This is a genomic window from Psychrobacter immobilis (genome assembly GCF_904846065.1).
Lineage (GTDB): Bacteria > Pseudomonadota > Gammaproteobacteria > Pseudomonadales > Moraxellaceae > Psychrobacter > Psychrobacter immobilis_H.
The window spans coordinates 1,992,445-2,007,391 of sequence record NZ_CAJGZV010000001.1 but is presented as its reverse complement, the minus strand read 5'-3'; the positions used below and the strand labels follow the sequence as shown (position 1 = coordinate 2,007,391).

Genomic DNA, 14,947 nt, shown 5'->3' with positions numbered 1-14,947 from the left:
CAATAATATTAATAAAAAACATGAGAAACTACCTTTGAGAGACGCTCATCTCCAGCTCGACTTCCGTATACAGCGTTGGATATTTAACCAAGGTTGGAGCGGATTGCGCGAAGTGCAAGCTAAGGCGATCGCGCCAATTTTGTCTGGAAAAACCGACGTACTTATTAGTGCAGCGACTGCTGCTGGCAAGACTGAAGCGTTCTTTTTGCCAGCATGTAGTGCCCTTGTTAAGTCAGACGAGGGTCAGAATGTAGATAGATATGAGAAAGAGGCTCAGGGCAACGGAGTAGGCATTCTATATATAAGCCCACTAAAAGCGCTCATTAATGATCAATATCGAAGGCTTGAGAGTTTAGCAGACCTGCTTGATATGCAAGTGACGCCATGGCATGGTGATAGTCCACAGAGTAAAAAGAATAAGCAAAAGAAGTCGCCATCCGGAATTATTTTGATTACGCCTGAGTCGCTTGAATCTTTACTGGTTCGGGATGCAGGTTGGGTCAAACAAGCTTTTAGTAATCTAAAATATATTGTGATTGATGAGTTTCATGCGTTCTTAGGTAGCGAGCGTGGTCAGCATTTACTATCACTTTTGACTCGGCTTGAGCATGTCACTGAACGTTTAAATTCACCTATCCCGAGAGTTGCATTGAGTGCAACGTTGGGAGAACTTAAAAGCGTACCGCAGTCACTAAGACCTAATCAGTCATTGCCTTGTGTTATTATTGAAGATGATGAGGTAATAGCTAGCATTAAGGTGCAAATAAAAGGTTATATAGAGCCCAGTCAATTAGCGCTCAGATCAAATGATGAAAACGTTAATTTTGAAAGTTTTGGCTCTAAATATTCTCTCTCTAAAGATACTGACTCTGAAAATATGGGTATTCAGCATCCCTATACTGCCGAAGCACAAGTCTGTGCTGACTTATACCGTTTATGCCGTGGCGGTAGCCATCTGGTATTTGCTAATAGCCGCAAGCGTACAGAAATGATTGCTACAGAGCTGAGTGAGCTATGTGAGCGTAACATTGTGCCCAATGAGTTTTTCCCTCATCATGGTTCACTCTCAAAAGAGCTTAGGGAAACCTTAGAAGCACGACTACAAAAAGAAGCGCTGCCAACCACCGCCATATGTACCATGACCTTAGAGCTAGGAATTGATATTGGTAAGGTTGATACGGTAGTACAAGTGACAGCGCCGCATTCTGTAGCCAGTCTTCGGCAACGGCTCGGACGCTCAGGTAGGCGTGGTGGTTCAGCCGTACTTAGAATGCTCATTACCGAAAAAGAAATCAGTAAAGATACCAGTCTCATTGATGATCTACGTCTTGAGTTAATACAGTCACTCGCGATGATAAGACTGTTGATTGTCGATAAATGGTTTGAGCCGGCGGACACTTCGTTATATCACTTCTCAACGCTATTGCATCAAGTACTAGCGACTATTGGTCAATGGGGCGGTATTCGTGCTGACCAGCTTTATATGCTGTTATGCAAACAAGGACCTTTTCAAAAAATACAACCAATTCACTTTAAATCGCTGCTTAGCCAGATGGGAAGTGCTCAACTGCTTACCCAACTCGGTAATAATCAGTTGGTGCTAGGTGTTGTCGGTGAGCGTATTGTTGGTCATTACACTTTTTATGCCGTGTTCAAAACCCCAGAAGAATATCGTATTGTGGCAGGTAATAGGACGCTTGGAACGCTACCAATTGAGACTATGTTATTACCTGAGCAGTACATCATTTTTGGCGGTAGACGCTGGCAAGTTAAAGATGTTGATATAGATAAAAAAGTAGTGGATGTTATCTCTGTCAAAGGCGGTGGTAAGCCTCCAGCTTTTGGTGACAGTAGCATGTCTATACATGACCGAGTACGCCGAGAAATGTATGAGATATTGAACAACGGTGATTATCGTATTGCAGTTGGCGAGAAACATCTAGATTTCGCTGATACGGTGGCCAGACACTTATTTTTAGAAAGTATTGATACTTTTAACAGGTACGATTTAAGTAATCGACCGGTTATAGATAAAGATGGTCATAGCTACATATTCATGTGGCGTGGCGATAAGATAGTGAACACTTTGAAAATGCTGCTTATACGAGATGACTTTGTCGTTGAAGATTATGCAGGTGTCATCCGTATTCATAAAGTAGATTCGACTCAGGTTTCTCGATTTTTAAAAAGACTTTCCAATCAGACTTTGCCCACCGCCACTGAGCTTGCAGAAACTGTACCTAACAAAATGATCGAAAAATTCGATGAATACTTACCTGATGATTTGCTCAATATTGGTTACGGTGCCCAAATGTTTGATATCGTTGGATTGAAAGAGTGGTTGGAGCATTTTAAAAATAAACTCAGCTTTTCAGTATGACTCAGAGGTTAAGCTAAAAACTAATCATTTAAAAAATGTTTGTCCTGAAGGGTCGAAGTATGGATATAAAGACTATAGAAAAAAAGCTACAGAAGTTTTCTCATGAAAGAGAGTGGGATAAGTTCCATTCGCCAAAGAACATCTCAATGGCGATGTCAGTAGAGGTTGCTGAGTTGGTTGAAATATTCCAGTGGCTTAGTGAAGAAGAGTCACGTAATCTAGATAGTGATCAAATTCGATGCGTAAAGGAAGAGATAGCTGATATCTCTATATACATACTCACAATGTGTATAAAGCTGGATATAGACTTGGAGGAAGCTGTTTTGAGTAAAATACAGCTGAATGAAAAAAAGCATCCTGCCTTTGGTAATAAAAAAAAGCGAGCTGAATAAATGTTTGACCATGCAATGAAAGATTTCCCATTCTCTATCGAAGACTTTCCATTTGATTACAGTACCATCAGCTCAATACGAAAAAAAGCACCAGTCAGTTATGACTATCCTGTGGTCTATATCATTTACAGTAAAAAATCTAAAAAAGCTTATGTCGGTGAGACGACTAATATTACGAGTCGAATTAGTCAGCACTTAGCGAATGAAGAAAAAAGAGAGCTACAGAATATCAGGGTAGTATTTAGTGGTTATTTTAATAAGTCTACCGTATTAGATATTGAGTCCAATCTTATACAGTATATGCAAGCAGATAAGCAGTTCAAACTACTAAACGGCAATGCTGGCATCTCTAACCATAAATATTATCAAAAAGACTTATATCATGAGACCTTCAAAGGTATTTGGGATGAACTGAAAAGCGAAAAAATAGTAAAGAGTGATTTGCTGGATATTCAAAACTCTGATCTCTTTAAGTTTTCTCCATACAAATCTCTGTCTGAAGATCAAATGAATGCCATAGAGCAGTATCTGCATGTGCTAGGCAAAGAAGACATTCCTAACAGTACGGTCTTTGTTCAGGGTAGTGCTGGTACTGGCAAGACAATACTGGCCGTTTATCTTATAAAGCTGTTGTTATCACAAGTTAGTGCAGATGACTTATCAGAGTATGCTAACAACAAGCATTTGATTGACTTAGTAGGTAAAGTAAAGAGTAAGATTAAAACTACTGGCACTTCAAAGGTAGATATGAAGATAGCTTTGGTCGTGCCTATGACATCTCTCAGAGATACCTTAAAAAAGGTTTTTAGAAGCATACATGGTTTATCAGCGAATATGGTTATTGGCCCTAACGAAGCAGCAAAAAGCCACTTTGATTTGCTAATCATTGATGAAGCACATCGATTGAGAAGAAGGAAAAATATTTCTGGTTATGGTGCTTTTGATCAAACCTGTAGGGATCTCAAATTGGATATCGATAGTAACAATAGCGATGAGCTTGAGTGGATAATGCGCTCAAGTGATAATCAGCTGTTCTTTTACGATGAGCACCAGTCTGTTAGACCTTCTGATATTGAAAAAGATCGCTTTTCCTTGGTAAAAAGTACTGCTACCGTTCTTGAGCTTAAGTCGCAAATGAGAGTAGCGGGCGGCGATGATTATATTGATTTTGTTGACCGTTTATTGAAGGTAGATGAAAACTTGCAGCCTTGGAAGTCAAATAATTATGACTTAGAGGTTTTTGCAGATATGCCAGCCTTTATTAAGGCGCTTGAGATCAAGGAAAACAAGTTTGGTTTATGTAGAGTTATTTCAGGCTACTCATGGGAATGGGTGTCCAGAAAAGGCACTGAGCCTGATGCTGAAATCGATGGGGTAGAGTTATATTGGAATAGAACCAATAAAGACTGGGTTAATTCAACGACAGATATGACTGAAATGGGCTGCATTCACACCACGCAAGGCTATGATCTTAACTACGCAGGAATAATATTTGGAAGTGATATTATCTATAATAAAGAACTTCAAAAAATCGAAGTCGTTAAAGGTAATTATTACGATAGAAATGGTAGAGTAGGGATTACGGATGATCAACTACATGATTATATTATCAATATTTATAAAACTATTATGTATAGAGGGATAAAGGGAACCTATATTTACTGTTACGATGAAAATCTTCGGGAATACTTTCAGAGCTGTATTGGCTAGTATTGGAGTTTTATAGTTACAATTTTTATGTGATTGTGATTTTACTTGAAGAGACTATTATCTTGTCTAAAGCATAAGCCGTTAAGCAGGTAGCGGACAATGACGGCAATATCTCAACTACTGTTATGGACAAATGAGGGTCGACTATACTTAGCAGGTGTTAAAGATCTCTACACTAAAGAGCTGGTCGGCTGTGCCTTTAATAAACGCATTACCACTAATTTAGTATGCCGTGCACTCAATATGGCAATCAAGAGTAAACGACCAATAGTGCATTCTGATAGAGGTAGTCAGTACTGTAGTTACACGTAACATAAGATCCTCAAGCAGTATAAATTACAACCAGACTTGGATTCAAAAGGGTTTAGGCTATAAAACACCAAGACAGGTGTGGTTTGACTTTTATCGCCAGGCTGCGTAACTAAAATCTCTCAAGTTTGACTGTACGGATTTGACGGCAGGGATCAAGCTGATTATTTAGGTGTGCTTAAATCTACCATTTTTTATATAATTTTCGCACGTTTTCTTGATGTATAGATATTGATAAGCTTGCAAAAATTAGAATGATGACGACTGGAACTAACCAAGTACCAATAGATAAAATACTTAGGTTCTGCTCAACTAACACTTTAAGCATTTCATGACTATAAAAGCTTCTCACTCCTCTAATATATAAAAACTGAGCTAGTAAGGCTAATACGCTACCTAGTATGAATATATAAAGAGGTTTAGTTCGTCTCATAAGTATAGCTGAATGTAATTCTAACCAATCTTGAAATTTATATGTCATCTAACAAACACCTTTTAATATATTTAATTTATGATTATTAAAAACCCTACTAATCTTGACCAGCGTGAGTTTATAAAGAATTTGAAACATTCAAACAGTTCGGTTGTTTAAAGTTCTAAAATATTTTTTAAGTGGCGAACTAAATGAGATTAAACTGTTACTCTAATTAAAACACGATTCAACTTATGCCTGATCATATATTCAAAGATGATTACACCAGCTAACAGGGTCACCATGTATGCCATTCTGATAATTATCTTCTATCCACTTTATAAACTTAATCCTAAGAATTGGAGGTATTTTTTTATATTGCATATTACGACCCTTGTTACAAACCTTTATGAGTTCATCTGGTATCGCTGGTGCATTTTCACCAAAATAGTAAAACTCTTTAGAAACAAGGACGTACTTACCGCTGATATCAGTTTCCAAGTGTTTTGCATTTGGTTGTTTACTGGTCAAAGAGTGCGCTGAATTCTCTTGTATCCAATTTTTAGTACTAATATCCTGATGGTAAATATTGTCTCCGTACATTTTTACTAAGCTACCGTTAATTATAGGTTTTTTGCATTGAAATCTTGAATCATTCCAATATTTATTGAATGGTAGTTTTTCTTCCACTTTCATTGCGTAAATTAAGTGATTAGTATTCTCTAGGCTCTTGCTACCTGTACCTACCACCCAATCGCCAATCGATAAGTTATCGTTACCTCTAATTGATGGTTTGCAAATAGCTAGAGTACAGTAGTTATGAAAAGGATTAGGTGCTAGCCCATAATCGTGTTCAACTCTATAAGAAAATAAGTTCATCATGAGCAACTCACTCTTTTAATAGTATGTATAGAATCGCTTTCAGTCCCATCGGGTTTTTCTAGGAGTGCTGTTTTACCTGATATGACATCACCTAACTTCTCTAAAGAGTTCGAACCTAATATTGAACCACCATACTTTTTGAAATTATCAGGTAGCTTTACGTTATTTGTACAACCATGCTTATATATGCCAATAATCTGTTTACCTTTCAGATGAGCTTGCTTAATTTCATAGTCCACCCAAGGTCGAGTGTGCGTTTTCTCGCCAATAAGGCAAATAAAAGTTCCCGCCCAATGAATTCTTGCTCTCAGTAATCTTTCTACTACAGCATTACTAGGTGGCTTTCTATTATGATGTTTTGTGCTGTCGATAGAGCTATTGCGAATGTCATACCCAGCATTTTTTAACCGTTTTTTGAGACTTTGTACATTGTAATCATCTTTACCATAATGACTTATAAACACATTATTCTGACTTCCCATATTATTCCCTTAAAATATGACACCCATTGACTTGCATAGTCACTTTAACGTATAACCTTATAATCTTTCCGTCTCAATGTTCAGTAAATAAAAAAATACTGAGTAAAAACTCATAAATCTTATGTGGCATCAATTTTTTTAATCTCAAGCGGTTACAGCTCAATTAAGAATAAAAACTATCAAATTTTTAAAACACGAGAGCAAATATGAGCTTTTTAGGTGAAAAAGAATTAAAAGAAAAAATAAAGTCAATCATTCCTCAGTATAGGCCAAAGTATATAGACAGTAATAAATATGAGTTATGTCTGGGGTCTTCTTATTGTTCTTCTGATAGCAAGTTTCGAGTCCTACAAGCTGAAGATAAACAAATAGTAGTTAATCCTGGTGAGTTTTATTTTTTAGAAACTTATGAAACAGTCGAAATGCCTAACGATATGATGGGCTTTATTTCTATAAAGGCCAGTGTAAAATTTAAAGGTCTAGTAAATATATCAGGATTTCATGTAGACCCTCACTTTAAGGGAAAAATTGTATTTTCCGTACTCAATGCTGGTCCTAGTCCAATAAACCTTATGATAGAAGAGCCATTATTTCAGATATGGTTCGCCACATTGACTAGTACTTCTGAAAGTTATGACGGTAAGCATCAAGGTCAAACTGGTGTTACTGGAAAGCTACTTAATGACCACATGAGTGGAAGCGACAATGCATCTCTTGGCGACTTGCAAAGACAAATTAAAGATCTTGATAATAAGTATGAGAAAGTATTAGTATTAGCCGCTTTAATAGGAGCTGCTATACTTGGTGTAATGTTCAAAGCTTACCTTACTTAGACTATGTCAACCAAGACCAATAATCTATTAATTAAAATAGTGTCAATTCTCTTGTTGTAGCTGGTAAACACGGCTTATCTATATTCTGATTAATGTTCCATTTAGGAGGGAAGAAAAGTTCTAATGGTTTGGGCGTCTCTTTGTACTGTTGCTTGATACGCTTATTTTGCACTTGTAACTCAGGCATCTTTACTCTTAAAATCTTATCTGTTTCACAAAAGCAGTTTTGTATATCTATGAGGGTGGGAGCTCTCCCAAAAAGAGGCTTAAATTCATTAAAATCAAATTTTTTCTGATAATATTCGAAGTTTTCTTGCGTGAATCTAATAATGTCCTCATTGCTATACCTCGCTGACGAAGCATTACCAAAGCATTTTTTAATACCTCTTATAGCACCAATACCTGCTTTTACAAACGAGTCTTCACTAAAATTTATGACCGTCGAATAATTCATATCAATGGCATATTGATATGCTAAAAAATCGCCAATAAACGAGCAACCTCTAAGGTAATCAAAAGCATCAGACAAAGAGTTTGCATCGATAATTTTATCGATGACAGACTGCCCAATTAATTCATCTTTAACCATTTGGAGCCATTTTTCATGCTTAAAATCAAGATGGTTATATAGAGAGTGTGTGCCCGTCATCATATAAGCATTATTAAATATGGGCCCACTTTCCTTTCGTTTTAATAAAGCCTTATTAATATGCTTCAAATTGAAATTATCTATAGAAATTTTACCAACTTCGCTCTCAAGATACTCCCACGTTTCAGGCTTGTTAAATATTTTGAACACGATAATACGAAGTAAAACATCTTTGTTAGAAAAATTATCATCCGAATAGATAACATTCCTAATTAGATATTGACTAACTCTATCCATCGCTCTATAAACATTTGTAAATTTATAGGTCTGTAAGGTTAGATCTTGGGTCAAAGGGTAATTTTCTTCGTATTTATTCCAGAAGATATTCATTCTTTCTTGAGCGAAATAAAGATAGTATTTGAAAATATCGTCGTTTGGTTTAATCATTTCTGTTGCCATTTTATTATATTTATTTATCAAGTATAGTTGATACTGTTATTAGGTATAGAATAGATATCCTTTAATTTTCATCAAGTTTTTTAAACTCAAGCGTCCTTTTTTTACGACTTCCTATTATAACTCCACCTTCATTTTCAACGACCTGATTAAATACTCTATACCCTTGTGTAATTGCTTTCACCCACAGCTGTAATGGACACTCTTCAACCTCATACCCTCTGACAAAAACTTGAATAGTTTTCAGTAAATCATATGAGACGCTACTTTCCTTTGTAAAGTCAACACCCTTTTCTTTTGACATAGAGAATAACCAAGCACTCAAGCCTTCTTCAATGACAATTGGTCTACCACTGTCTTGTGTTTCATCAATGAAAGCAACACTTTTTCTCTTATGCTTGATTAGAGCTCTAAATGTAGGTGACCAATGTAATATGGCGACGAATGCTAGATGGAATACGTCATGATACTTATAGTTATCACCATCTTGATGGTTATCGTTCAAAGCACTACCAATATATACATCGTTCCATTTAAGATAGGCTTTGCCATTTGCTTTTCTAACAATATGTACTTCAAAGTCTACTGGTAACTGCTCATCCTTATTAAAATCGGCGTCGAATGATAATAATGGTAATTCAAGCTCCTCAATAGGTATAAACCTATTTCTTATCTTATATATATTTTTCTCAACGATTTCTAACAAATTGAGATTGAGAAAGCTCATAATCTCAAGGTAAGCATTTAGGAAATCTTTGCTGCTCTCTAGATTAGGCTCTTTGCTAATAGCGACTGTTCGACCTATTAGATTAACAAATAGCAGCTGTTTGTTCTCAGTTATGTTAGTACTACTAACTTCAACAAAGGGCTTATTATTAACCCCTGTTATAATAAGTTCACCTTGTTGCTTATTAGAAGAGTTAGCATCGCTAAATAATTCCCAAATTTTAATGTTTTCACTGATGATAATTAAGGTAAAATACCAAAATATGTCACCCATTTCTTCAATCACTTGTTCATCTGAATGATCATTTGAAGCACTACTTAGTAACTTCTTCTTTAGCAATGAGACTAAGCTACCTACTTCACTAAATAAGCCCATTTGGGCTCCGAAAAGCATTTTATCAGCAGCAAACTTATTGGTCTCTTCAACAAGCTTCATGTATTTATTTAGGGAGACGCTGTGATTTTTAATCATTGCTTATTCCAATCAGATGGTAGACCAACTACCATATTTTCAGCAGGTTCGTGATCGTAAGCCCATTCTATGAACTCATTAAGGACCGAATAATGTTCTTTAGGAAAGGTTTTATGCCCTGACTTTTCAATGCAAATATCTTCTCCATTACAATATCTAAATCTTTGTGGTATCACTTTCGAGTTTTGACCGTAATATACATAGTTAGAGGATATAAGTACATTTTTTCCACTCATATCTTTTGTCATATGTTCTTTAACTATAAAGCCTTCACTATCTGAATGTTTTGAATCTAATTGAATAATAGTTTCACCCTCGAAACGATAAATATTATCTCCAGCCTGTTTCAATTTGTTTCCACTCATATTAGGGATTTTATCAAAAAACCTTCTATCTTTTGAGTACTCTTCAATAGTAAGAATTTCCGTCACCTGCATAATATAAATAAGTTGACCTTGATCACCTCTGGGTAAAGAGCCCGTTCCTATGATAAAGTCACCAATTTTAGCGATTCTTCTTATTGCTGGTTTACAAGTAGCTAGTGTTAAAAGGTTCCCTGTTGTATTAGGAGCAAAACCATCATCATATTTCATTACATAAGAAAATAGTTTCATATTAGCATCCATGCCTGCTAGGAGTAGACTGTTTCAAAGAATTACCTTCTTTATCAATATATACTCCATCTAAATCGTCTAGTCTCTCAAGTGCATCAAGGGGTATTATAGAGTTAGAAAATTGCATAGCTTTTAAAAGTAAAGAAGCAGGTGCAAAGGAGTCTGCATAAACAAATATGATTTTAATATCATATTGGCGTGCTGAAGAAATGACTATAGAGTCCAAATATTTACACGTATCCAATTCATTGGTCATATAAATAAAAATAATATTCAGTTCTCGAAATTCAAATGGTAGTTGAAGTCGGCTCGATTCAAGAGACCATTCACATTTGATCTCCCTATCATAGAAATCAGGTTCATATTTATTATTAAGCCTGTTTTTAACAGAGTTAAAGTGATCTGATTTTGTATCAGCTGCATTGGTATAAGTAAATAGCACGTTCATTGTTCCAATTACTCCTCTAATAAGGTTAATTACTCATTTATCCTACGCCAAATAACACTGATAATCTAGCTACTTCCAAGATAATAATAATGAGTTATGATAGTCTTGAACGACATCAATGCTACCTTCGAGAGTAACCCCTTTTTTTAGTCAATTTTCAAGACTTGCATTCATTTGAATCAAAATTTTTAATATTGTAAGAGGAGCTACCGTATGGCAATAAATACGCCTAAGCACAAAGTATTTGTAAGCTTTCATCATGCTGATGATGATTATCGTTTGGAGTTTGAAAATGCGTTCTCAAATAACGTTGAAACATTCGTATCTCGTTCTGTGAAAGACGGTGATATAGATCAATATATTAAGACAGACACTGCTAGAAGACTTATCCGTGATAAGTTCATATCTGACAGTACTGTAACGATAGTTCTAATTGGCGAAAGTACTTGGAGAAGAAAACATGTTGACTGGGAGTTAGGATATAGCTTGAAATCCACAAGTCAAAATACTCGTTCAGGTCTGATCGGCATATTACTACCTAATTATAAAAAATGTTCTAATTATAGATGTGAAGTAAAAACAACACATGATGGGATTAGCTATACTCCTTGTAATATACCACCAAGACTTTATGATAATATTAGGAGTGGTTATGCAAAGATATATTCATGTCCCATTAACGCTAACAATTTGAAATCTTGGATTCACGAAGCTTTTGACAACCGAAAATTAATTAATCCAGACAATTCACGTACTTTATTTGCAAATAATAGAGAGAAGAATCAAACTCATTGGCAAAATTAAGTTGTTTAAAAATTGAAAAACTCACTTTAAAATAATCAAAAATTGATACTTGGGAATACCGTTAAATGAGCACATACAACATAAACCTTCCTCCACTTGCTGTTCATTTTGTATGGCATCCAAATGATAATGATAGTGTTTTTGACGTAATCAGTGAGTTCCGACGCTTCTTAACCCGTGATGTAGATAGGCCATTCTCACGGGAAATCAATATACCTACCTTTCTATATAGCTCTAGAAAACCTACTGAACCTCCTAAAGATATACCATCTAAAATTGCCGCTCAAAACGTCGTATTTCTTTTTACTAGCAAACATACTTTAGTCGAAAATCAATGGAAAGATTATCTTAATGACTTTCCCGTGAATGATAGCAAGTATTCTGTTGTTCCAATTTCAGTTGACAAATACGGTCAAAACCATAGCCTTTCAGGAAGTTTAAAAAACAAAAATTTCGTCCGAGCATACGATTGGCCAAGTGATACGCGTATAGAGAATGGAATTCTAGAGCTAGCACATGAGCTGTATCGATATAGTTTCCATGAAATGAAGTCTGAAAACAAAGGTATTGACTCGTCAATAAAATTATTTTTAAGTCATGCTAAAAAAGGAGGTACTGGGCTTAGTCATGCTCAGGCTATTAAGCATTTCATAGATAATAGTAATATGCGAAGGTTTTTTGATGCTAACGAGATATCACCAGGATTTAAGTTTGATAACGAGATTGAAAGTCATATCAAAGATTCAACTATGGTTGCTATTGTAAGCGATGCTTACTCCTCAAGATATTGGTGTCAGAGAGAAATTCTAACAGCTAAAACAGAACAGAGGCCTATTGTAGTGGCTAATAGTCTTGAGGAGTATGAAGATAGGATATTCCCAGCTGCTGGTAATGTACCTTGCGTCCATATCACTGCAGATTCTTTAAAACCGATAGATATATTACGCATTTTAATCGCAGCTTTATTAGAGACTATACGCTTTAAGTACTCTCATGCGCTTTTACGCTACTATCAAAAACAAAATTGGATTGATTCTAAGGCTATTATTCTAGCTCGTCCTCCTGAAATTCAACAAGTTATTGAATTTTTTGATAAAAGGGCTAATCCTGATGAGCATCCAGAAGATTTAACAATTTGTTATCCGGAGCCTCCTTTATACGCAGAGGAGACAGTATGGACTAATTATTTAAATGTAAAAATTTTAACTCCTTTATGGTCGAATACTGAACAAGAGAGCCGTTTATATAGAATAGGTATTTCTATTTCAGAATATCTAGAAGATGGTTATGAAGAACAACACCAACACCTCGATGAACTGCAAAGACTATCTCAAACCTTAGCTCGTCATTTATTGGCTCGTAAAAATACTTTAATATATGGTGGTGACTTACGAGACAATGGGTTTACACAGTTTATACTTGAAGAGGCTGCGGTTTTGAGAGATCGTCTACAAGTAGATGAATTATTTGTAGAGAATTACTTAGCTTGGCCACTACATTTAAATGAAGATAGTAAAGATTTTCTTGCTAAATATTATAAGCTACTAAAAATTGTGAAAAGTGACCTTCCTGACGACACTACAGAATTAGTATCTAATAAAGAAATTTTTCTTCCACCTTCTTGTCCTGAAAATAAATATATATGGTCCCGCTGTTTAACAAAAATGAGAGAAGATTCAATTGATAGTTCGGATATAAGAATATTTGCTGGTGGTAAGTTAGAAGGTTATTTAGGAAAGATGCCAGGGGTTCTAGAAGAGTTTATTATTGCTTTTGATTTACAAAAACCAATTTATCTTGTGGGAGGTTTAGGAGGATTAATTCAGAAGTTGAGTAACTCTATTTTAAATGAAAAAGTAGCTGAAGAGTTCACTGAAAAATGGCAGATAACTCATAATTCCGAGTATTCCCAATTACAACAGTTCGCTGGCGAAAAGTCTCATAGCGCAGATTATGACTATATTAGACAAATCATATCAGGAATGACTATAAAAAAGCTATCGAATAATACCGGTTTATCTGAGACGGACTATTTAAGTTTGATGACAACACCATTTGTAGAAGAAAGTGTCTATTTGATACTTAAAGGACTCAACAAATTATCGAATGACAAATAGTCAGTATTAAGACGTACTAAATATCTATCAAAATGCTATCTAAAAATTAATATACCTTTGCACCTTACTTTTTATTTATTTCCTAAGTTACCATTTTATGTATCACGGTGAGTACTTTTTTAATTGCTTAGTTTACCAAATTTAAATCTAATATTTTTAGTATAGCTTGCTCGCGTAAAAATTATAGCAAGTAGTAAACTTTCTTTAAGGGCCTTTTTTCTAGATTGAGCTACTGTATTTTTAAAGGATGGTTATAGTGCCTGCGGCAGAATTCCAGCTCAACTTTTTAAGACGTATTCAGTGGCTGCTTGAATCTAGCTCCTATACCTCGACCTATAAATTTGCCTTATTAATGGCAATGGTTAATCTGTCTATAGAGACTGGAATTAATGATGACAGTGAACACAGTATTTCTTATGAGCAGTTAGCAGAGCAATTTATACAGCTTTATTGGACACAAGCATTACCATACTCAGGTCAAAGTAGTGATTCTGTACTCAGACAAAGCAGTACAACAGGGCAGGCTAGTGTTATTAATAGCATTCTAGATTTGCAGCATAAAACTAAGACAACCAGTCTAGCTATAGCTCACACACAAAATATCAAACTATGGCAATCCACTATCAAAGATATTTCCTCGACTATCAAAAAGTACCCCGCAAGATATCTGCAAAGTGCGGAGGACAAAATTAACCGTGAGTTCTTATACGCTTATGACTCAAGATCCAAGGTAATAACTTTAAAGCCTGGTATTGCATACTGTTTTACACGCTTTAGTAAAATAATTAACAAGCTATGCCAACAGTATTGGACAGAGTTCATACGTAAGAACAGTCGCAACCAAATATATTTTAGCGATGACATTGATTTGCAGCAGTTCTTGTTTGATCAATCACGCCAAAGTCTAAAAATATTAATACCTATACTGCTTGATACTCAACAGGGACGATGCTTTTATTGCCATAAACCCTTAAGAACTAACATCGAAGTTGATCACTTTATTCCTTGGTCAAAATATCCTATTGATACGACTCATAACTTTGTACTCACTGACCATAAGTGTAATAACAGCAAACGTGACTATCTAGCTGAAGAGCTATTTTATGAAAAGTGGCTAGAACGCAATCAACAACACGGTCATACGATTGAAAAGGAAGCGAAAACTATTGGTTTTACGACCAATCAACTTCGCTCTGAAACAATCAGCCAGTGGGCTTATCAAATAGCGGTGGAACATGAAGATTTAGTCTGGTCACCAGAACCAAGTATCAAACTACGAATTATTAACCCTAGTTTACTGCCTAGGCTTAGGGGCTGATAA

General features: G+C 35.5%; 13 protein-coding genes and 1 pseudogene. 8 read left to right on the top strand and 6 right to left on the bottom strand.

What is annotated here, in order from left to right; genetic code table 11:
- Positions 1-34 precede the first annotated feature (34 nt).
- From JMW64_RS08275 to JMW64_RS14270, 4 genes and pseudogenes are all read left to right on the top strand, one after another.
- Positions 35-2,380: a DEAD/DEAH box helicase gene (locus JMW64_RS08275; protein ID WP_201554095.1), complete on the top strand. Its 2,346-nt coding sequence runs from the start codon at positions 35-37 to the stop codon at positions 2,378-2,380.
- Between the two features lie 59 nt (positions 2,381-2,439).
- On the top strand, positions 2,440-2,772 hold the full coding sequence (locus JMW64_RS08270; RefSeq protein WP_201554093.1) for a nucleotide pyrophosphohydrolase: 333 nt from the start codon (positions 2,440-2,442) through the stop codon (positions 2,770-2,772).
- Positions 2,773-4,482 (top strand): DUF2075 domain-containing protein, encoded by a 1,710-nt coding sequence (locus tag JMW64_RS08265; RefSeq protein WP_201554092.1) that lies wholly within the window; start codon positions 2,773-2,775, stop codon positions 4,480-4,482.
- Between the two features lie 123 nt (positions 4,483-4,605).
- Positions 4,606-4,776: pseudogene (locus tag JMW64_RS14270) on the top strand (DDE-type integrase/transposase/recombinase); the annotation flags it as partial.
- 697 nt (positions 4,777-5,473) lie between these two features.
- On the opposite strand, the gene JMW64_RS08255 reads toward JMW64_RS14270, so the two are convergent.
- Together JMW64_RS08255 and JMW64_RS08250 are read right to left on the bottom strand one after the other, a co-directional pair.
- Positions 5,474-6,085, bottom strand: coding sequence for an Nmad2 family putative nucleotide modification protein (locus JMW64_RS08255; protein ID WP_201554091.1), 612 nt, complete (start codon positions 6,083-6,085; stop codon positions 5,474-5,476).
- Positions 6,082-6,567, bottom strand: coding sequence for a TIR domain-containing protein (locus JMW64_RS08250; RefSeq protein ID WP_201554090.1), 486 nt, complete (start codon positions 6,565-6,567; stop codon positions 6,082-6,084). Before JMW64_RS08250 ends, JMW64_RS08255 begins: the two co-directional genes overlap by 4 nt.
- Before the next feature lie 206 nt (positions 6,568-6,773).
- Between JMW64_RS08250 and JMW64_RS08245 the strand changes: the two genes are divergently transcribed.
- Positions 6,774-7,400 carry a dCTP deaminase domain-containing protein gene (locus JMW64_RS08245; protein ID WP_201554089.1) on the top strand — a complete coding sequence of 209 codons (627 nt, stop codon included), beginning with the start codon at positions 6,774-6,776 and terminating at the stop codon, positions 7,398-7,400.
- Positions 7,401-7,431: 31 nt separating this feature from the next.
- On the opposite strand, the gene JMW64_RS08240 is transcribed toward JMW64_RS08245, so the two are convergent.
- From JMW64_RS08240 to JMW64_RS08225, 4 genes are all read right to left on the bottom strand, one after another.
- A complete protein-coding gene (locus JMW64_RS08240) occupies positions 7,432-8,448 on the bottom strand; it encodes a nucleotide kinase domain-containing protein (protein ID WP_201554088.1) in 1,017 nt (338 codons plus the stop codon).
- A gap of 61 nt (positions 8,449-8,509) precedes the next feature.
- Positions 8,510-9,643: a pyrophosphatase gene (locus tag JMW64_RS08235; RefSeq protein ID WP_201554087.1), complete on the bottom strand. Its 1,134-nt coding sequence runs from the start codon at positions 9,641-9,643 to the stop codon at positions 8,510-8,512.
- Positions 9,640-10,257, bottom strand: coding sequence for an Nmad2 family putative nucleotide modification protein (locus tag JMW64_RS08230; protein ID WP_201554086.1), 618 nt, complete (start codon positions 10,255-10,257; stop codon positions 9,640-9,642). Before JMW64_RS08230 ends, JMW64_RS08235 begins: the two co-directional genes overlap by 4 nt.
- 1 nt (position 10,258) lies before the next feature.
- The gene (locus tag JMW64_RS08225; RefSeq protein ID WP_201554084.1) at positions 10,259-10,705 is read right to left on the bottom strand and encodes a hypothetical protein; all 447 of its coding nucleotides are present in this window, start codon (positions 10,703-10,705) and stop codon (positions 10,259-10,261) included.
- Positions 10,706-10,918: 213 nt separating this feature from the next.
- Here JMW64_RS08225 and JMW64_RS08220 point away from each other — a divergent pair, with 213 nt between their 5' ends.
- The 3 genes from JMW64_RS08220 (at position 10,919) to JMW64_RS08210 (ending at position 14,944) form a co-directional block, all read left to right on the top strand.
- The gene (locus JMW64_RS08220) at positions 10,919-11,509 is read left to right on the top strand and encodes a TIR domain-containing protein (RefSeq protein ID WP_201554082.1); all 591 of its coding nucleotides are present in this window, start codon (positions 10,919-10,921) and stop codon (positions 11,507-11,509) included.
- A 65-nt stretch (positions 11,510-11,574) separates the two neighbouring features.
- A complete protein-coding gene (locus JMW64_RS08215; RefSeq protein ID WP_201554080.1) occupies positions 11,575-13,626 on the top strand; it encodes a TIR domain-containing protein in 2,052 nt (683 codons plus the stop codon).
- Positions 13,627-13,882: 256 nt separating this feature from the next.
- Positions 13,883-14,944 (top strand): HNH endonuclease, encoded by a 1,062-nt coding sequence (locus JMW64_RS08210; protein WP_201554078.1) that lies wholly within the window; start codon positions 13,883-13,885, stop codon positions 14,942-14,944.
- Positions 14,945-14,947 lie beyond the last annotated feature (3 nt).

Coding starts and splice junctions, on each gene's coding strand:
- JMW64_RS08270 (WP_201554093.1), top strand. CDS start 2,440: ATGGATATAAAGACTATAGAAAAAAAGCTACAGAAGTTTTCTCATGAA.
- JMW64_RS08265 (WP_201554092.1), top strand. CDS start 2,773: ATGTTTGACCATGCAATGAAAGATTTCCCATTCTCTATCGAAGACTTT.
- JMW64_RS08255 (WP_201554091.1), bottom strand. CDS start 6,085: ATGATGAACTTATTTTCTTATAGAGTTGAACACGATTATGGGCTAGCA.
- JMW64_RS08250 (WP_201554090.1), bottom strand. CDS start 6,567: ATGGGAAGTCAGAATAATGTGTTTATAAGTCATTATGGTAAAGATGAT.
- JMW64_RS08245 (WP_201554089.1), top strand. CDS start 6,774: ATGAGCTTTTTAGGTGAAAAAGAATTAAAAGAAAAAATAAAGTCAATC.
- JMW64_RS08240 (WP_201554088.1), bottom strand. CDS start 8,448: ATGGCAACAGAAATGATTAAACCAAACGACGATATTTTCAAATACTAT.
- JMW64_RS08235 (WP_201554087.1), bottom strand. CDS start 9,643: ATGATTAAAAATCACAGCGTCTCCCTAAATAAATACATGAAGCTTGTT.
- JMW64_RS08230 (WP_201554086.1), bottom strand. CDS start 10,257: ATGAAACTATTTTCTTATGTAATGAAATATGATGATGGTTTTGCTCCT.
- JMW64_RS08225 (WP_201554084.1), bottom strand. CDS start 10,705: ATGAACGTGCTATTTACTTATACCAATGCAGCTGATACAAAATCAGAT.
- JMW64_RS08220 (WP_201554082.1), top strand. CDS start 10,919: ATGGCAATAAATACGCCTAAGCACAAAGTATTTGTAAGCTTTCATCAT.
- JMW64_RS08215 (WP_201554080.1), top strand. CDS start 11,575: ATGAGCACATACAACATAAACCTTCCTCCACTTGCTGTTCATTTTGTA.